Source organism: Aureimonas altamirensis (assembly GCF_023702225.1).
Lineage (GTDB): Bacteria > Pseudomonadota > Alphaproteobacteria > Rhizobiales > Rhizobiaceae > Aureimonas > Aureimonas altamirensis_B.
Genome location: NZ_JAMQCO010000005.1, coordinates 262,024 through 280,663, shown reverse-complemented (window position 1 = coordinate 280,663; position 18,640 = coordinate 262,024). Strand labels below are relative to the sequence as shown.

Below are 18,640 nucleotides of genomic sequence, written 5' to 3'. Positions count from 1 at the left end.
CCCTATTGTGCCGCGGCTGGCCTGCCGAAGCGCCGCTCGATGTAATCGGCCACCATGACGCGGAATTCTTCCGCGATATGCGCGCCGCGCAGCGTGGCCACCTTCTGCCCCTCTATGTAGACGGGCGCGGAGGGCACTTCGGCCGTGCCGGGCAACGAGATGCCGATATCCGCATGCTTGGATTCGCCGGGGCCGTTGACGATGCAGCCCATCACCGCAACCGACAGGCTCTCCACCCCGGGATAGCGGTCGCGCCATTCCGGCATGGCGGCGCGGATGTCGGACTGGATCGTCTCGGCCAGTTCCTGGAACAGGGTCGAGGTGGTGCGCCCGCAGCCCGGACAGGCCGCGACGATGGGAATGAACTGGCGGAAGCCCATGGTCTGCAGGATTTCCTGCGCCACCTGCACTTCCCGGGTCCGGTCGCCTCCCGGCTCCGGGGTCAGCGACACCCGGATCGTATCGCCGATGCCCTCCTGCAGCAGGATGCCCATCGCCGCGGACGAGGCGACGATGCCTTTCGAGCCCATGCCGGCCTCCGTCAGTCCGAGATGGATGGCGTGGTCGGTGCGCCGCGACAGGTCGCGATAGACGGCGATCAGATCCTGGACGTTCGACACCTTGGCCGACAGGATGATGCGCTCGCGCGGCAGTCCCGTCTCCTCGGCCAGCGCCGCCGAATGCAGGGCCGACTGTATGATGGCTTCCCGCATGACGGCCCGGGCGGGACGCGGCGTCGGCTGGCGGTTGTTCTCGTCCATCAGGCGGGTCAGCAGCTCCTGGTCGAGGGAGCCCCAGTTGACGCCGATACGCACGGGCTTGCCATGCCGGATCGCCATCTCCACGATATCGACGAACTGCCGGTCCTTCTTGTCCTTGAAGCCGACATTGCCGGGATTGATGCGATACTTCGCCAGCGCGGCCGCGCAATCGGGATGATCGGCCAGCAGCTTGTGCCCGATATAATGGAAGTCGCCCACCAGCGGCACATCGAGGCCGAGCCTTTCCAGGCGCTCGCGGATACGCGGCACCGCCGCGGCCGATTCCGGCCTGTCCACGGTGATGCGGACGATCTCCGAGCCGGCGCCGGCAAGCTGCGCCACCTGCCTGACCGTCGCATCGACATCCGCGGTATCGGTGTTCGTCATCGACTGCACGACCACGGGCGCACCGCCGCCGACGCGTACGCCGCCCACGTCGACGCCCACCGTGGGCCGGCGTGGCAACGGGTCTGCGATAATATCCTGCATCATGGTCATCGATGGCGTCCGGGCTTGCCTCTGGTCGTGCACACCATATAGGGCTTCACCGGGCGGGAAAATGGCATGCGGCATCGCTGCCTCGCCCTGCCCGGATGTCATGCAATCGGAAGCCAGCCATGTCCTTCGGCGCCATCGTCAATCTTGCCGCTCTCCTGCTTTTCATCGCGTCGTGGCCCGTCTGGCCATGGTCGCGCGATCTCAGCCCGCGGCCGGCCATCGTGGCCGGCATCGTCCTGACGATCGCCGTGCTGGCCTGGGTAACGCAGATCATCTGATCGTGACCGGCGGCAGCGATGGAACCGGCGGCCTTCCCGCTACCTTTATGGAAGACCCAGAGTTCGCGGAGCTGCGCGCCATGTCCCTCGGAACGATCCTCATCATCATTCTCGTGCTGCTTCTGATCGGCGCGTTTCCAAGCTGGGGTTATTCGAGAAGCTGGGGATACGGGCCGAGCGGCATTCTGGGCTTCGTTCTGATCGTCGTCCTCATCCTGCTGCTGCTCGGCCGCATCTAGATCGTTTCCGGCTTCAGGCGAAACTGACCAGGAGATCCTTGGCGTCGATCTGGTCTCCCGCCTTGACGTTGACGGATTCGATGACCCCGTCGCGTTCGGCGTGGAGCGCGGTCTCCATCTTCATGGCCTCGATGGACAGGAGCACGTCGCCCGCCTTGACGCTCTGGCCCGGAGAGACCGACAGCGTGGAGACGACACCCGGCATCGGCGCGCCGATCTGGTTGGCGTTGGTCGGGTCCACCTTGGCGCGCGCGATCACGGAATCGGCGCGCGAACGATCCGGAACCTTGATGCGCCGCGGCTGGCCGTTCAATTCGAAGAAGACGGTGCGCATGCCCTTCTCGTCCGTATCGCCGATGCCGAGGCAGCGCAGGACGAGCGTCTTGCCGCGCTCCAGGTCTATGAGGATCTCCTCCTCCTGCGCGATCCCGTAGAAATAATTCAGGGTCGGCAGTGCGGACACCGGCCCGTACCTGTCGGCTGCAAGGGCGAAGTCGGTAAAGACCTTGGGGTACATCAGGTAGCTTGCGAATGCCTGGTCGTCGATTTCGGCTCCCAGCCTCTCCTCCACGGCCCGCCGCTCCGCATCGAGGTCGGCGGCGGCGATCAGCGCGCCGGGCCGCACGGTGATCGGCGTATCGCCCTTGAGGGCTTTTTTCTGCAGCGCCTCGGGCCAGCCGGCCGGCGGCTGGCCGAGATCGCCCCTGAGCATCGAGACGACCGATTCCGGAAAGGCGATCTCCCTGGCCGGGTCCTGCACCTCGGCGACGGTCAGGTCCTGCGACACCATCATCAGGGCCATGTCGCCGACGACCTTGGACGAAGGCGTCACCTTGACGATATCGCCGAACATCCGGTTCACGTCCGCATAGGTTTGCGCCACCTGGTGCCAGCGCGTATCGAGCCCGAGCGAGCGCGCCTGCTCCTTGAGGTTGGTGAACTGTCCTCCCGGCATCTCGTGGAGATACACCTCCGAAGCCGGTCCCTTCAGGTCGCTTTCGAAGGCGGCATATTGCCCACGCACCGCCTCCCAATAGAAGGAGATGCGCCGGATCGCCTCCTGCGACAGGCCAGGGTCGCGCTCGCTGCCTTCCAGCGCCGCGACGATGGAGCCCAGGCACGGCTGGGACGTATTGCCGGACAGCGCATCCATCGCCGCATCCACCGCGTCGACGCCGCTTTCGATCGCGGCCAGCACGGTGGCCGCCGCAATACCCGACGTATCATGCGTATGGAAATGGATGGGGATCGAGATCTCGTCCTTCAGGGCCCGGAACAACGCACGCGCCGCCGCCGGTTTGAGCAGGCCGGCCATATCCTTGACGCCGAGGATATGCGCGCCGGCGCTCTCCAGTTCCTTCGCCAGGTCGACATAATATTTCAGGCTGTAGGTCGGGCGGGTTTCGTCGAACAGGTCCGCCGTATAGCAAAGCGCACCCTCGCAGAGCTTGTCCGCCTCCAGCACGGCGTCCATCGATACGCGCATGTTCTCGACCCAGTTGAGGCAGTCGAACACGCGGAACAGGTCGATGCCGCCACGCGCCGCCTCCGCTACGAAGCGCTTCACCACATTGTCGGGATAGTTGGTATAGCCGACCCCGTTGGAGCCGCGCAGCAGCATCTGCAACAGGATGTTGGGCGCGCGCTGGCGGATCAGCGCCAGCCGCTCCCAGGGGTCTTCCGTCAGGAAGCGCATGGAAACGTCGAAGGTCGCACCGCCCCAGCATTCCAGGCTGAGCAGTTGCGGCAGGCCCCGTGCATAGGAATCGGCCACCGCGGCGATGTCGAAGGTGCGCATGCGGGTGGCCAGGAGGGACTGGTGGCCGTCGCGCATGGTCGTGTCGGTCATCAACACGCGCTTCTGGGCCAGCATCCAGTCGGCAAAGCCGCGCGGACCCAGTTCATCCAGCTTCTGGCGCGTGCCGGGCGCGATCTGTGCGTCGAACAAGGGCGCCTGCGGACGGCGCAGATCCGCGGCCGGCCGCGGCCGTCCGCGCGTTTCCGGGTGGCCGTTCACCGTGACATCGGCCAGATAGGTCAGAAGCTTGGTCGCGCGGTCGCGCCGGCGCACCTGCCGGAACAGGTCGGGCGTCGTATCGATGAAACGGGTCGTATAGCTGTTGTCGCGAAATTGCGGGTGGCCGATGATCGCTTCCAGGAAGGTGAGGTTGGTGGCGACGCCACGGATCCGAAATTCCCGCAGGGCGCGGTCCATCCGCGCGATAGCCTCCTCGGCCGTCGGCGCCCAGGCCGTGACCTTCTCGAGCAGCGGATCGTAGAACCGGGTGATCACCGCGCCGGAATAGGCGGTGCCGCCGTCGAGCCGTATGCCGAAGCCCGTTGCGCCGCGATAGGCGGTGATGCGGCCGTAATCCGGAATGAAATTGTGTTCCGGATCCTCCGTCGTGATGCGGCACTGCAGTGCGTGGCCGTTCAGCTTGATATCGGCCTGCGCCGGAACGCCGGATTCCGGCGTGCCGATGGCGTGACCGTCCAGGATATGGATCTGCGCCTTCACGATATCGATGCCGGTGACTTCCTCCGTCACCGTATGCTCGACCTGGATGCGCGGATTCACCTCGATGAAGTAGAAGGCGCCGGTATCGGCATCCATCAGGAATTCCACCGTGCCCGCCCCGACATAATCGGTGGCCTCGGCGATCTTGCGGGCATGGGCCGCCAGTTCGCGGCGCTGCGGATCGGAGAGATAGGGGGCCGGCGCCCGTTCGACCACCTTCTGGTTGCGCCGCTGGATCGAGCAGTCGCGTTCGAACAGGTCCACCACATTGCCGTGCGTATCGCCGAGAACCTGCACTTCCACGTGACGGGCGCGCTCGACCAGCTTCTCGAGATAGACTTCGTCCTTGCCGAAGGCGGCCCGCGCCTCGCGCTTGCCCTCCATGACCTCGCGCTCGAGGTCCGCTTCCGCCCGGATGGCGCGCATGCCGCGCCCGCCGCCGCCCCATGATGCCTTCAGCATGACCGGGTAGCCGATTCCGGCCGCCAGTCGGCGCACCTCCTCCATGTCGTCGGGCAAAGGGTCCGTCGCCGGCACCACCGGTACGCCCACCCCGATGGCCAGATTTCGCGCGGCCACCTTGTTTCCGAGCCGGCGCATCGTGTCCGGACGCGGGCCGATGAAGGTTATGCCGGCTTCGGCGCAGGCGTCGGCAAATTCCGGACTTTCCGACAGGAGGCCATATCCGGGATGGATCGCATCGGCGCCCGAAATGCGGGCGACGCGGATGATCTCCTCGATCGAGAGATAGCTTTCGATGGGGCCGAGATCGCGCGTCAGATGCGGGCCACGGCCGATCTGATAGGATTCGTCGGCCTTGAAGCGATGGAGCGCATACTTGTCCTCCTCCGCCCACACGGCCACGGTCTTCAAGCCCAGTTCGTTGGCTGCCCGAAATACCCGGATGGCGATTTCGGACCGGTTGGCGACCAGGATCTTGGCTATCGTCACGGAATGTCCCCTCCACTGCACATATGCGAGCCGACATGGCTGTTTTTGTTGCAGCGCAAGATTGAGGGTCGATCACGCGAGATTGCAAGTAGGATTCCGCGAACGGGCGTTCACCCGCGTGGCATGCTCAGGAAGGCCAGCGGCAGGCCGTCGAACAGATCCGCAAGCGGCATCTCTGTCGTGGCGGTCACCGGATCGCCCGTGACGGCGTCGACCATCCGCCGCCCGGCCAACGCCGCCGGCAGGATCACGCGCGTATCTCCGAGCGCGATGCCGGAAAGGTCGGAACGCCCCCCCATCAGCGTCAGGCAAAGGCGCGGCGCGACGATGATCGCGGCATCGTCGCCGCTCGACCGGGCAAAGGCCACGAATTGCGATGCTGCCGCACCCTCCACCTTCAGGGGAAGATAATCGCCGACGGTGAAGAGGCCGGGTCGAGACGCACGCACCGCCAGCCCGACCGCCGTCAGCCGCGCCTTGACGCAACCGTCGCGCCAATGCGCTGCCGCAACGCCGACCGGTTCGCCCCCCCGCAGCGCCGCGCGGCGCGCATCGAAATCGACGAGCCGGCGATTGTCGGGGTCGACGAGGCTGTAGTCGTAGAATTCCGTACCTTGATAAATGTCCGGCACGCCCGGCGCGCCCAGCCGGATCAGTGTCTGGGACAGGCTCGTCAACGCGCCGGCCACGACGAAAGGCTGTACCCGCTGCCAGAAGGTTTCAAGGAATGCCGGCTCGAAAGCGGCATCCACGAAGGCATGCAATGCCTCTTCGTATGGCTCGTTCGGCGCGGTCCAGCTTGTAAATTGCTTGGCCTCCCGCACGGCCTTTTCCATGAAGGCGCGCATCCGCTGGCGGATGTCGTCGCGGGCAGCCGCGTCGAAGGGGTCGAAGTCGGCTGGCAGCACCCCAAGCAGCGACTGATAGAACCCCCATTCGGTCGCCGGGTCCGGCGACAGGCCACCGTCGTCGAGCGTCACGCGGAACGGCGCCAGCGCCTGTGCCGCCTGCCGAACGATGTCGGCCCATATGTCGGGGGCCTGGCTGATCGTATAGATTCTCGCCCGCGCGTCCTCGCCCCGCTTGGTGTCATGCGTCGACAAGGCCAGGAGCCCCTCCGGCTGGTCTTCCAGCCGAATCCGCATCGCCTCGTGGAAGGTGTCGACATCGGCCCCGTAATGGTCGGGCTCTCCACCGACTTCGTTCAAGGCGATCAACCGGTTCCAGCGATAGAAGACGGTATCCTCGACGGCCTTCGCCATCACCGCGCCGGTCGTCTGCTGGAAGCGGCGGGTGAAGTCGAGCGCGCCGGCCATGGCCGCGCCGTCTTCGAAGTCGAGCTTCAGGAGCCGGCCGACGAAGGCGACCGGCTCGTCCGCTTCCACCTTGCGGGCCGCCTGGACCCAGGCGACCGCGCCGTCGATGATCTCGACATCCTCGGCGGGGATGCCGTCGATGCCGGAATAGGTCCGATAGACCGGTAGCGCCGTCGCGATCTCGAGGATCGCCCGCTGCAGCGTATCGGAGCCGAAATCGCGCGTCGCCAGGCCCAGCCGGGCGACAGAAAGGGCTATGTCGGTCAGCACCGACAACTCCCCGGCCAGGTTGTGGCTGAAGATGTAGCGCTTCTGCTTGTGCACCTGCGCTTCCAGGGTCGCCTCGCCGCCGACGAAGGCATCGTAGGCTTGCGTCATCTCCGCTTCGCGGGCGGCATCGACATAAAGGCCGGAAATGGCCGAGATGAACTCGTAGCCGGTGGTTCCCTCGACGTTCCAGCTACGCCGGATGCGCTCCGGGCCGGTCAGGATCTTCTCGACATGGATGACGGCCTCGTCCGCTCCGGCCCGGTCGAGAGCCGATCGCAGATCGCCGAGATAGCCCTTCGGATCGGCGACGCCGTCGACATGGTCGATGCGGATGCCGTCGAGACGCCCCTCGCGCGCCAGCCGCAGGATCGTGCGGTGGCTCTCGCGGAAGACGCGACGCACCTCCTGCCGGACGCCGATGAGATCGGCGATCTCGAAGAAGCGCCGATAGGAGAGCTTCTCGCGGGCGAGACGCCACCAGGCCAGCCGCCAATGCTGGCGCTCATGCAGGGCGTGCAGCGCCGCCTTGTCGGCGTTCGTGCTGGCGACTGCCTGCTCGAAGGCGGCGAGAAAGCCGGGCTCGTCGAGGAGTTCGCCAAGGCGCTCGGTCAGGTCGTCGCCATCGGCGGGTTCGGCGCCCGCAAACAGGCGGATCAACGGCTCGCGCTGGGGATGATCGAGAAAGCCGAAAATATCGGGGAAGGTGCGCGGGTCGACCGGCAATTCGTAGCCGGAGGCCGAGAACCTCAGTTCACGGCGGCCCACATCAAGCACGACCGCAAGATCCCCGTTTTCGAGCGCTTCCCCGTAGGGCTGGCCCAGAACGGGGATCAGGATCTTCTCCGCCTCCCAGGAGATGTCGAACGTGCCCGCATGGCGGCTCTCCGACCCCCAGCGCAACACGTCTTCCCACCAGCCGTTCGCCGGGGAAACGCCCATATGGTTTGGCACGAAATCCAGGATAAGGCCGAGGCCCGCTTCCCGCAGCGCGTCGGACAGTGCGTCGAAGCCCGCATCGCCGCCGAGGTCCGGCTCGAAGCGGTTGTAGTCGACCACGTCATAGCCGTGCGTCGAGCCGGGCGACGCTTCGAACACCGGCGAAGCGTAGAAATGGCTTACCCCCAGCTCGGCAAGGTAGGGCACCAGATCGCGGGCGGCGTCGAAGCCGACGCCGTTGCGAAATTGCAGCCGATAGGTCGCGGTCAGCGTGCGGCTCGTCATGTGTGTCGTGGCCTTTCCTCGCGCATGGCGGCAGCCATGACCTTGAATGTCGGATGGTCCTCGAGGGCTTCGAGGGGGACGTCGCCGCGAATGCGCCAGTTGGGATAGGCGTCCGTGGTGCCGGGCAGGTTGGGCTGGCGCAGGGCCATCACCATGTCGTCGAGTTGCACGGCGAAGAGATGCGAGCGCGTCCGCGCGGCGAAGCGATGGATCGCCAGCGCAAGGTCAAGCGGCAACGTGTCAGGCAGCGCCGAGCCGGTATCGAGCGGCCCCACGAAATCTCCGGGCAACAGCCCTTCCAGCCTGAGCGCGTGCAGGAGGGCGCGGCGGTCGTCGTCCCGCTCGGCTCGGTCGCGCCGGGTCGATTCCTCGTCCTGGCGCCCTGTATCGGCACGCAAGGCGATGTCGCTTGCGGCCCACCAGCCGGCCAGCGTCGCCAGATCGTGCGTCGAGATGCAAGCCAGCGAGCCGACAGGATACCGGGCCGGCGGGATGAAGCCTTCCCACATGCGCTTTTCGAAATAGAGCACCCGATAGGACAGGATGTTGGCCGCCTGCATGACGGGCCGGAACCCTTCCGGAACGGTGCCGAGATCCTCGCCGATGACGATGCATCCATTGGCGCGCGATGCCCTGGCCGCCACGTCCACCATGTCGCCCAGCGGGTAGCGGACATAGCCGCCGTCGCGCGCGTCGTGGCCGCGCGCGATCCACCACAGGCGGGCCAGCCCCATGACATGGTCGATGCGGACCGCGCCGGCGTTCTTCATCAGGGCGTCGTAGGCTTCGGCCAGCGGCCTGTAGCTGCGTTTGGCCAGCGCCTCCGGCGACAACGGCGCCAGCCCCCAGTCCTGGCCGGAGGCATTGAACATGTCCGGCGGCGAACCCACACGCGCATCCGGCATCGTCACGTCCGGGTCGGCCCATGTCTCCGCTCCGTCCGGAGATACGCCGACCGCGAAATCGAGATAGAGCCCGATGCTCATGCCCGCCGCCAGCGCCCGCTTCTGCGCGTTGCGAAGCTGCGTTTCGGCCGTCTGCTGCAGCCAGATATGGAACAGGATGTCCGCGGCGTGTTCGGCCGCGAAGGCGCGTACCGCGTCGTGCTCCGGATGGCGGAAGGCCTCCGGCCATCCATGCCATCCCGCGCTGCCGCCGCCCGCGGCGAAGTGCATGGACAGCGCCTCGAACAGGGCGAATTTCTCGATGGCGTCCCCATGCCGTGTGCGAAATTCGTCCAATGCGCCGGCGTCCGCGGCCTCGCCGCGGTCGAAAATGCGCCGCAGCACCGCGGCGCGCGCACGCCCGGCGCGCGGATAGTCGATCAGGTCGCCGTCGAGGCCATCGAACAGCGAGGGATCTTCCGCCGCAAGCTCTGCCGTCGCCTCGACCCCGCCCGGCAGCGCATCCACCGCGATATAGAACGGGTTCAGGAAACGCCGGGTCGATGGCGAATACGGGCTGTAGTGTCCAGGGTTGGCGAAGAACAGCGCATGCAGCGGGTTGACGCCCAGGAACGCCGCCCCGGCCCTGCCGGCGATCTCGGCCAGCCGCGCGAGATCCTCGAAGTCGCCCAGCCCGACCGTGCGGGAGGACCGCAGGCTGTAGAGCTGGCAGGTGATGCCCCAGCAAGGGTCGCCTTGCGGCGCCACGCAGGCGAGGTCTGGTGCGTGGCGGGCGGCTTCGAAACTCCCCGGCTGCGCCTCATCCGGGTCCAGGCCCATGACGGTCAGGAGGGAGCGGATGGCTCCCTCGCTCAAGCTCCTGTCGTCTCCGGTCTCCGATGTATAGTGCGTCTGTATTCCGTGGCTTCTCGCAAGAGACACCAGATCATCGGTCATTCGGCCAGCCCCTCGATCACGTCATGCCGACCGAGCATAAAGGCGACGCTGTAGCCGCGCATCCGCCCTCCCCGCAATTCCTCGAACGTCTTGCCATGATTCGAGAAGACCTCCGTCGATCCATCCAGGAGGCGGGGATCGAAATCTTCGCCGATCTCCCACGGATCATCGTCCAAATTGGCGAAACAGTGGTAGAAACGGCCCGGCGCAAGCTCCCAGGAAACGATCATCGCCCGTCCGTCGACCAGCGCCTTCCCCACGCCGCCGGGTGCGTCGGCCAGAAGGGGCATAAGGTGGTCGCGCCGCGCTTCCAGAAGCTCCTGCGTTACCTGGAGCCTGCGCCGGTTGACCGGGCGTTCCGTCAACGACCAGTCCAGGCGAGAGGTCAGGAACGTCGATTCCGCGTTGGGGTCGGGGAAGACCTCCTGCGCATGCGGGTCCTCGAATGCCGAGAACTTGGCAAACTCGGCCTTGCGTCCACGCGATACGGCTGCGCCGAGTTCTCCGTCGAAATCGGTGAAGAAGCAGAAGGAGTGGCAATCGCCGAACTCGTCACCCTGGAACATCAGCGGTATCTGCGGCCCCAGCAACAGGATCGCCTGCAGGCAGTCGAAGGCCCGCGCCGAACTGAGCGAGCGGAGCCGGTCGCCGAAGGCGCGGTTGCCGATCTGGTCGTGGTTCTGGAGAAAGTTCACGAAGGCGGTCGGCGGCAGGTGGTCGGACGCCTCCCCGACATCGTGGTCCCGATGGGGGGAATGTTCCCCCTGGTAAATGAAGCCCGTGGCCAGCGCCGTCGCGAGCTGCTCCACCGATTCGAACTCGTAATCGATGTAGTAGCCTTCGCGATCGTTCGTTGCCAGCACATGCGCGGCATGGTGGAAATCGTCGTTCCACTCGCCGGAAACGAATTTTATCGATCCGTCCGGGCCGCGCTCGACGAACCGCGTGATGTTGCGTTCGTCCTCGCTGGTCAGGTGGACGTGGCGGTCCGGAAAGGCAGCGCGGACACGCTCGGCCAGCTCTTCCACGAGCGGCTTGTCGGTCGTGTCGTGGATGGAGTCGATCGCATCCAGGCGCAGGCCGTCGATCCTGTATTCCTCGAGCCAGTACAGCGCGTTCTCGATCATGAAATCGCGGACGGCCGGCTCGTCATAGGCGATGGCCGGACCCCATGGCGTATGCGTTTCCGAATGAAAGAAGTCCGGCAGGTAGGACGGGATGTAGTTTCCGTCCGGCCCGAAATGATTGTAGACGACGTCCAGGAACACCATCAGTCCACGCTCGTGCGCCGCATCGACGAAGCGCTTGAGGCCGCGATGGCCGCCATAGACTCCGTGCGGACAGTACAGCAGGACGCCGTCATAGCCCCAACCGCGCCGGCCGCCGAACTCGGCCACGGGCAACAGCTCGATGGCCGTGATGCCCGTGGCCTTCAGATGGTCGAGCCTCGCGATGGCGCCGTCGAAGGTGCCTTCGGACGTAAAGGTGCCGACATGCATCTCGTAGAAGACCGTCTCGTGCCATGGCCGGCCCCGCCATGCCGGGCACCGCCATTCGTAGCCGTGCGGATCCACCAGCCGGGACCGGCTGTGCACGTCGAAAGCCTGCTCGCGCGACGCCGGATCCGGAACGGGCTTGCCCCCGTCGACGCGGAATCCGTAGGCGCCGCCGACCGGCACCGCATCCGTCGTCAAACGCCACCAGCCATCGGCATCCATCTGCATCGGGTGGAATGCCGTATCGTCGCCCTCGCCCGCGGCAAGCTCGACCGACCCGGCATGCGGCGCCCAGAGCTGGAACAATGCGCCATCGTTCATCGGGCGCGCTCCCCAACTCGTCTCGAAGGAAAAGCGCGTTGCGATCTGTCCGCCCTCGGCCATGGATTGTCCCCTTTTACCCGGCTGCCGTTTCGGGCTGCTGGCTTTCGACAAGTTCTTCGGAAAGCCCTGCCCGCGCCGCCGTGCCGATGCGGCCATGCACGAGATCATGGATAAAGCCGAGTTTCCCGATGACGACGGGCGACAGAACGAAAGGATAGGGATCGTTCAGGCCCATGGAGCGATTCAAGGCGTTGATCGCGGCCGACAGGGCCAACCAGGCCTCGGCGATCTGGTCCATGGTCGTGTCGGAGCCATAGATGTCGAAATCCAGCTCCGTCGTCAGGATGCCGTCGCGGTCGAGCCTGGGCGACAGCGTCATGCCCAGCGCACCGCCCGTCTCCAGCGTATCGACGATATGCAGGTAATGCGCCCAGGTCTCGGCGAAATCTTCCCACGGATGGGCGCCGGCATAGGAGGATACGAAATTCTCTTGCCAGTTCGGCTGCGGCCCGTTGGCGTAATGATTCTGCAAGGCCTGCCCGTAATCCTGCGAATCGTCGCCGAAGACGGCGCGGCAGGCATCGAGGGCGTTGCCGTCGCGCACCAGCCGGTCCCAGTACCAATGGCCGATCTCGTGGCGGAAATGGCCGAGCAGCGTGCGATAGGGCTCGCCCATGTCCTCGCGCCGCTTCTCGCGCTCGGCATCGTCGGCCTCCGCCAGGGCGATGGTGATCAGGCCGCGGTCATGCCCGGTCATGACGTTGCCGCCGGTCTCCGGGTCGTGCGTCAGGAAGTCGAAGCCGAGCCCTTCCGGATCCTCGTCACGGGTCATCAGGGGCAGCTTCAGGCGCAACAGCGAATAGAACAACCGCTGCTTTGCGAACTCCATCTTCTGCCACAGGGCGACGTTGCCGGGATCGGACAGGTCCGGCACCGTCAGGTTGAAGCGGGACGCGATGGACAGCGTCTCCGGGCTGTCGGAGGGCAGCAGCCAGTTGCAGACGCCGTAGCGGTAGTTGTCGCAGTACTTCCAGTGATCGCCCTTGGCGCGGCGGCCGACCGACACGAAGTACTGGCCGTCGGGCTCGAGCGCGAGCATGCGGTTCGTCAGGGGTTCGTAGCCCAGAGCGTGTCCGCAGCGTTCGCAGACCGTGTTGGCAAAGAAGATCACCTGATCGCAGGAGGGGCAGGAGAAGAGCTTCATGGCGAGAGGCACCTTCGAAAAATCGGCGGAGGGTTGATCGGCGGTCAGGAATGTGCGGGCGGGCGTTCGGTTCCATGGCGCTTTGCCATGCTGCAATGCAAACGCTTGTGGCCGGGAACGGTTCGGCTATGGTTCGACAATATTTTCGGAACCAGCAGGTCGAAGGCGCGTACCGAACCCATGTCGATTCTTGCCGCACTGAACCATGTCACGCATTACCGCTATGACCGTCCGGTCCAGCTTGCTCCGCAAACGATCCGGCTGCGTCCGGCTCCGCATTCGCGCACGAAAGTTCCCTCCTATGCGTTGAAGATCACCCCGGCGAACCATTTCATCAACTGGCAACAGGACCCCTTCGGCAACTATCTTGCCCGGCTCGTCTTTCCGGAAAAGGCAACCGAGTTCCGGATCGAGGTGGACCTCGTCGCCGACATGTCGGTCTACAACCCCTTCGACTTCTTCATCGAAGACAGCGCGGAAAAGGCGCCGTTCCCCTACTCCGAAGAACTGCACGAGGAACTGAAGCCCTATCTGGCCCACGACCCGGCAGGGCCGCTTCTCCAGACATTCCTTTCCGGCATCGACACGACACCCGTCCCCACGATCGACTTTCTCGTGGCGCTGAACCGCCGGGTCGAACAGGCAGTCGACTATGTGATCCGCATGGAGCCCGGCGTCCAGACCCCGGAAGAGACGCTGGCGCGCAAGTCGGGCTCCTGCCGCGACTCCGCCTGGCTTCTGGTCCAGACTTTCCGTCACCTCGGCCTCGCCGCCCGCTTCGTCTCCGGCTATCTGATCCAGTTGAAGCCGGACATCGTCGCCCTCGACGGACCGGCCGGAACCGACCACGATTTCACCGACCTGCATGCCTGGACGGAGGTGTATGTTCCCGGTGCCGGCTGGATCGGCCTCGACCCGACATCGGGCCTCCTGACGGGAGAAAGCCACATCCCGCTGGCCGCCACGCCGCATTTCCGGTCGGCCGCGCCGATTTCGGGTGCGGTGGACTATGCCGAAGTCACGTTTCACTTCGACATGACGGTGCGGCGCATCGCCGAGCGTCCCCGCGTCTCCTACCCCTTCCCGGACGAAAGCTGGCAGGCGCTCGATGCACTGGGCGAGGCCATCGACGCCGATCTTGCCGCCGCCGACGTGCGGCTGACCATGGGCGGCGAGCCCACTTTTGTGTCCATCGACGATTTCGAGACGCCGGAGTGGAACGCGGAGGCCACCGGGCCGGCCAAGCAGGGCCTTGCCGACGACCTCATCCGCCGCCTTCGCACGCGCTTCGCGGATGGCGGATTCCTGCATTTCGGCCAAGGCAAATGGTATCCCGGCGAAACCTTGCCGCGCTGGACCTACTCCCTTTACTGGCGCAAGGACGGCAGGCCGATCTGGAAGAATCCCGGCCTGATCGCGGAGGACGCGCACAGCGGGGCGGCCACCATAGAAGCGGCGCAGACCTTGCTGCGAACGGTTGCGCAGACACTGGGCGTCGACCCCGCCAATGCCGAGCCGGCCTTCGAGGATCCATCCTACTGGCTGGTGCGCGAGGCGCGCCTGCCGGACAATGTCGATCCGTCGAACTCCAGGCTGGAGGATCCGGAGGAGCGCGCCCGGCTGGCGCGCGTCTTCGACAGGGGGCTTCACCAGCCGTCCGGCATGGTACTGCCCATACAGTCGTGGCAGGCGGCGGACCGGCCCGGCGGCCGGCGCTGGATATCGGAAAAGTGGCAGACCCGGCGCGGCAAGCTGTTTCTGGTGCCGGGGGACAGTTCCGTCGGCTATCGCCTGCCGCTGTCGGCCCTGTCGCATATCCCGCCGGCTTCATACCCCTACGTCAACCCGGCCGATCCGATGCAGCCCTTCCCGGCGCTGCCCGAACCGGCCAGTTTCGGCCGGCCCCAGCCGCGCATCGATACAGCGGCACCGCCGCAGGCCCTCGCCCCGGCGCCGGTGGACGAGATCGCCGGCTCCGTCCGCACGGCGCTGTCGATCGAGCCCAAGGACGGCAAGCTCTGCGTCTTCATGCCGCCGGTCGCCACGGTGGAGGAGTATCTGGACCTCCTCGCAGCCATCGAGGATGCCGCCGAAACATTGTCCATGCCGGTCCGCATAGAGGGCTACCAGCCGCCCTTCGATCCGCGCATCAACGTCATCCGCGTCGCCCCCGATCCCGGCGTCATCGAAGTCAACGTCCATCCCGCCGCGAGCTGGCGCGAGGCCGTGTCGATCACCACGGGCGTCTACGAGGATGCGCGCCAGTCGCGCCTCGGCACGGACAAGTTCATGGTGGACGGGCGGCATGTCGGCACCGGCGGCGGCAACCATGTCGTGGTCGGCGGCGCGACGCCGCTCGACAGCCCGTTCCTGCGCCGGCCCGATGTCCTGAAGTCGCTCGTACTGTACTGGCAACGCCATCCGGCGCTGTCCTATCTGTTCTCGGGCCTGTTCATCGGCCCCACCAGCCAGGCCCCCCGCATCGACGAAGCGCGGCACGACAGCCTCTACGAGCTGGAGATCGCCATGGCCAACGTGCCGGCTCCGGGCGCCGGGACGGCGCCGCCGCCATGGCTCGTGGACCGACTCTTCCGCAACCTCCTGACCGACGTGACGGGCAATACCCATCGTTCGGAAATCTGCATCGACAAACTGTTTTCGCCCGACGGACCCACCGGACGCCTCGGTCTCGTGGAATTTCGCGGATTCGAGATGCCGCCGGACCCGAAGATGTCGCTGGCCCAGCAGCTGCTGGTGCGCGCGCTGATCGCCTGGTTCTGGAAGGAGCCGCAGGACGGGCCATGCACCCGTTGGGGCACGAGCCTGCACGACAGGTTCATGCTGCCGGCCTTCATCTGGCAGGACCTCCGGTCCGTCCTCGGCGATCTCGAGCGCGCCGGCTATCCGGTCCGGCCGGAATGGTTCGAGGCCCAGCACGAATTCCGCTTTCCGTTCTGCGGCCGCATCGAGCGGCAGGGCGTGGCGCTGGAATTGCGGCAGGCGCTCGAGCCATGGCACGTCATGGGTGAAACGGGCGCCATCGGCGGCACCGTCCGATTCGTGGACTCTTCGGTGGAGCGGTTGCAGGTGAAGCTTTCCGGATTCGACCCGGCGCGTCATTCTGTAACATGCAACGGACGTTTCGTGCCGCTGACGCCGACGGGCACGGCCGGCGAGGCCGTGGCCGGGGTGCGCTTCAAGGCCTGGCAGCCAGCCAGCGGCCTGCATCCCACCCTCCCCGCCCAGGCGCCGCTGACCTTCGATATCTACGATCGCTGGTCGGGCCGCTCGCTGGGCGGCTGCGTCTATCACGTCGCCCATCCGGGCGGCCGCAATTACGAATCCTTCCCCGTCAACGCGTATGAGGCGGAGGCGCGACGGCTGGCCCGCTTCGAGGATATCGGTCATACGCCGGGCCGGTACCAACCGGCGCGGGAGCTGCCCGACCCCTCCTTCCCCATGACGCTCGACCTGCGGCGTCCGGCCCACCTTGCCTTCTGACGGCCAGCCCTTGCAGCGCGCCGCACCGCAGACCTACCGCCCGGCCGGCATCGACGAGATGATCGGCGGCGACGGTCTGGTGCGGCCGCACTACCGCGCCCTCGTCGATGCGCTGACGGCCATGCCCGATGCGGAGCAGGCGCGGCGTCAGGGCCAGGCAGAGCAATATCTGCGCGAGGCCGGCGTCTACTATCGCGATACGGCGGAGGGCGCAGGGGCGACGGGGGCCGAGCATGCCTGGCCGCTGGCCTTCCTGCCGCTGGTCATCGACGCCGCCGAATGGCACGGGCTCGAGGCTGCGCTGATCCAGCGGGTGCGCTTTCTGGAACGCCTGCTGGCCGACGTCTACGGCGACCGCACCATCGTTGCGGAAGGCCTCCTGCCCGGTGCGGTACTGGCCGCCAATCCGGAATTCCTGCACCCGCTGGCCGATCAGGCCCGTAACGGCCTTCCCCTCCTCGGCTTCGTCGCCATGGACCTGATGCGCAGCGGGGACGGCGTCTGGCGCATCCTCGACGACCGGGCGCAAGCGCCGTCCGGAGCGGGTTTCGCCCTCGAAAACCGGGTCGCCACCGCCAGGGCCTTCCCCGAGCTCCTCCGGGACGGGCAGGTGCGCCGGCTGGCCGGCTTCTTCCAGGCGTTTCGCGATGCACTTCATGCCCGCAACGCGGCCCTTCGTGGCGAGTCGATCGGCATTCTCAGCCCCGGCCTGATGAGCGAGACCTCGTACGAGCATGCCTATCTTGCGCGCTATCTCGGCTTTCAGCTCGTCGAAGGCGGCGACCTGACGGTCAGGGACGACCGGGTCTTCGTGCGCAGCGTGGAGGGCGACCGGCCCCTGGCGGTCCTGTGGCGAAGGCTCGACGCCGATTTCGCCGATCCGGTCGAGTTGAACGGGGAAAGCCGCATCGGCACGCCCGGATTGTCGCGCGCCGTCCGCGCCGGCAATCTCCTGATGGTCAATGCACTGGGCTCCGGCTTCCTCGAAGACCCGTCGCTCGCGCCATTCATGGATACGCTCGCAGAGCGGCTGATCGGCGAAACGCTGATCTTGCGGCCGGCGGAACGGCAGTCCACGCCGTCCACGGCGCCGGTCCTGTCCGCCGGTGCGCTGTCGCCGCGGCCGGTGACGCTGCGCGTGTTTCTGGCACGGGGCCGCGAGCGATGGCATGTCATGCCGGGCGGCTTCGCCCGCGTGGCGGAAAATGCCCTGCCCGGCGCCGCCATCCGCGCCGGCGGCCGGTCTGTGGATGTCTGGGTCCTGTCGGACGGCCCCCGGTCGGATCTGACCCTGCTGTCGCGCGATACGGCCTTTTCGCGACGGCTGCCCGGGGCGCTGCCGGCGCGCGCGGCGGACAATCTATTCTGGCTGGGGCGGCAGGTGGAGCGGCTGGAGCAGGCCAGCCGCATCATGCGCACGCATCAGGGGCGGCTGGCGGATGCGGCCCCCATGGCCGAGGTCGACGGCGCCCTGCGCGGCGCCCTCATGCGTTTCGGCCTGGATGCCGGAGACCCTCTGCCTGGCCTCGCCGGGCTGGCCGGCATGGCCTGCGACATCGCGGCCCGCATCCGCGACCGGTTTTCGCCGGACGGCTGGCGCGTACTCTCCGAGATTCCCCCGCTTCTGGCAAAGGCCCGGCCCGCCACCCACGTCGAGGCTGCCGCCGTCGCCAACGGCATTCTCGGGCGGTTGTCGGGTTTCACCGGCCTCGTCGACGAGAACATGTACCGGCTGAACGGCTGGCGGTTCCTGCAATGCGGGCGGCGGATCGAAAGGGGCATCGCATTCTGCGAGTCGGTGGCGGATCTGGTCGCGCCCGATCTCGGCGACGAAGCGCTGGATGCCATTCTCGAGCTGGCCGACAGCCGCCTCACCTATCGCCGTCGCTACTCCGTGGAACTCTGGCGGCACGCCGTGCTGGACCTCGCCGTACTCGATCCGCTCAACCCGCGTTCGGTGACGGCCCTTGCCGAAGAGCTCGACACCATCATTCACGCGCTGCCCGGCTTCCAGGCGGGCGAGCCGCTGACGCAGCCCGGCCGGCGCATCGCCCGGCTGGCCGTCCGCCTGCGCACGGCGGACCCGCGCGAGGTCGACGCCGCCTTCCTGAAGCGCGTCGCGCAGGACATGCGCGACATCTCGGAGCTTTTGTCCGAACGGTACTTCGCGCCGGTCGCGACACGTCCGTCCGCCTATGGCGGAAGCACGGTGGAATAAGCCC

Annotated in this window: 10 protein-coding genes; 4 read left to right on the top strand and 6 right to left on the bottom strand. The window is 66.6% G+C overall.

The features are described 5' to 3' along the window. Positions 1-2: 2 nt before the first annotated feature. On the bottom strand, positions 3-1,259 hold the full coding sequence (ispG, locus tag NDN16_RS10875; protein WP_435301087.1) for a flavodoxin-dependent (E)-4-hydroxy-3-methylbut-2-enyl-diphosphate synthase: 1,257 nt from the start codon (positions 1,257-1,259) through the stop codon (positions 3-5). 119 nt (positions 1,260-1,378) lie between these two features. On the opposite strand from ispG, the gene NDN16_RS10870 reads away from it, so the two are divergent. Together NDN16_RS10870 and NDN16_RS10865 are read left to right on the top strand one after the other, a co-directional pair. After that, positions 1,379-1,537, top strand: coding sequence for a DUF3309 family protein (locus NDN16_RS10870; protein ID WP_251113641.1), 159 nt, complete (start codon positions 1,379-1,381; stop codon positions 1,535-1,537). An 80-nt stretch (positions 1,538-1,617) separates the two neighbouring features. After that, positions 1,618-1,776 (top strand): DUF3309 family protein, encoded by a 159-nt coding sequence (locus tag NDN16_RS10865; RefSeq protein ID WP_251113640.1) that lies wholly within the window; start codon positions 1,618-1,620, stop codon positions 1,774-1,776. A gap of 13 nt (positions 1,777-1,789) precedes the next feature. Here NDN16_RS10865 and pyc read toward each other — a convergent pair whose 3' ends face one another. The 5 genes from pyc to NDN16_RS10840 all read right to left on the bottom strand — a co-directional run bounded on the left by pyc (position 1,790) and on the right by NDN16_RS10840 (position 12,917). Continuing rightward, the gene (gene pyc, locus NDN16_RS10860) at positions 1,790-5,245 is read right to left on the bottom strand and encodes a pyruvate carboxylase (RefSeq protein WP_251113639.1); all 3,456 of its coding nucleotides are present in this window, start codon (positions 5,243-5,245) and stop codon (positions 1,790-1,792) included. A 110-nt stretch (positions 5,246-5,355) separates the two neighbouring features. Then, positions 5,356-8,052, bottom strand: coding sequence for a malto-oligosyltrehalose synthase (gene treY, locus NDN16_RS10855; RefSeq protein ID WP_251113638.1), 2,697 nt, complete (start codon positions 8,050-8,052; stop codon positions 5,356-5,358). Next, complete coding sequence (gene malQ, locus NDN16_RS10850) at positions 8,049-9,812, bottom strand: 4-alpha-glucanotransferase (RefSeq protein WP_251113637.1); 1,764 nt, start codon at positions 9,810-9,812, stop codon at positions 8,049-8,051. Before malQ ends, treY begins: the two co-directional genes overlap by 4 nt. 77 nt (positions 9,813-9,889) lie before the next feature. Next, positions 9,890-11,773, bottom strand: coding sequence for a malto-oligosyltrehalose trehalohydrolase (gene treZ / locus NDN16_RS10845; protein ID WP_251113636.1), 1,884 nt, complete (start codon positions 11,771-11,773; stop codon positions 9,890-9,892). Between the two features lie 13 nt (positions 11,774-11,786). Beyond that, positions 11,787-12,917: a zinc-binding metallopeptidase family protein gene (locus NDN16_RS10840; RefSeq protein ID WP_251113635.1), complete on the bottom strand. Its 1,131-nt coding sequence runs from the start codon at positions 12,915-12,917 to the stop codon at positions 11,787-11,789. A 180-nt stretch (positions 12,918-13,097) separates the two neighbouring features. Here NDN16_RS10840 and NDN16_RS10835 point away from each other — a divergent pair, with 180 nt between their 5' ends. Beyond that, a complete protein-coding gene (locus tag NDN16_RS10835) occupies positions 13,098-16,418 on the top strand; it encodes a DUF2126 domain-containing protein (RefSeq protein WP_251113634.1) in 3,321 nt (1,106 codons plus the stop codon). Continuing rightward, the gene (locus NDN16_RS10830) at positions 16,408-18,636 is read left to right on the top strand and encodes a circularly permuted type 2 ATP-grasp protein (RefSeq protein WP_251113633.1); all 2,229 of its coding nucleotides are present in this window, start codon (positions 16,408-16,410) and stop codon (positions 18,634-18,636) included. The genes NDN16_RS10835 and NDN16_RS10830 overlap by 11 nt, the downstream gene beginning before the upstream one ends. Positions 18,637-18,640 lie beyond the last annotated feature (4 nt).

What these genes read in the sequence shown, in the direction of transcription:
- NDN16_RS10840 (WP_251113635.1), bottom strand. Translation starts at nt 12,917, where the DNA reads ATGAAGCTCTTCTCCTGCCCCTCCTGCGATCAGGTGATCTTCTTTGCC.
- NDN16_RS10870 (WP_251113641.1), top strand. Translation starts at nt 1,379, where the DNA reads ATGTCCTTCGGCGCCATCGTCAATCTTGCCGCTCTCCTGCTTTTCATC.
- NDN16_RS10835 (WP_251113634.1), top strand. Translation starts at nt 13,098, where the DNA reads ATGTCGATTCTTGCCGCACTGAACCATGTCACGCATTACCGCTATGAC.
- treZ (WP_251113636.1), bottom strand. Translation starts at nt 11,773, where the DNA reads ATGGCCGAGGGCGGACAGATCGCAACGCGCTTTTCCTTCGAGACGAGT.
- treY (WP_251113638.1), bottom strand. Translation starts at nt 8,052, where the DNA reads ATGACGAGCCGCACGCTGACCGCGACCTATCGGCTGCAATTTCGCAAC.
- NDN16_RS10865 (WP_251113640.1), top strand. Translation starts at nt 1,618, where the DNA reads ATGTCCCTCGGAACGATCCTCATCATCATTCTCGTGCTGCTTCTGATC.
- ispG (WP_435301087.1), bottom strand. Translation starts at nt 1,259, where the DNA reads ATGACCATGATGCAGGATATTATCGCAGACCCGTTGCCACGCCGGCCC.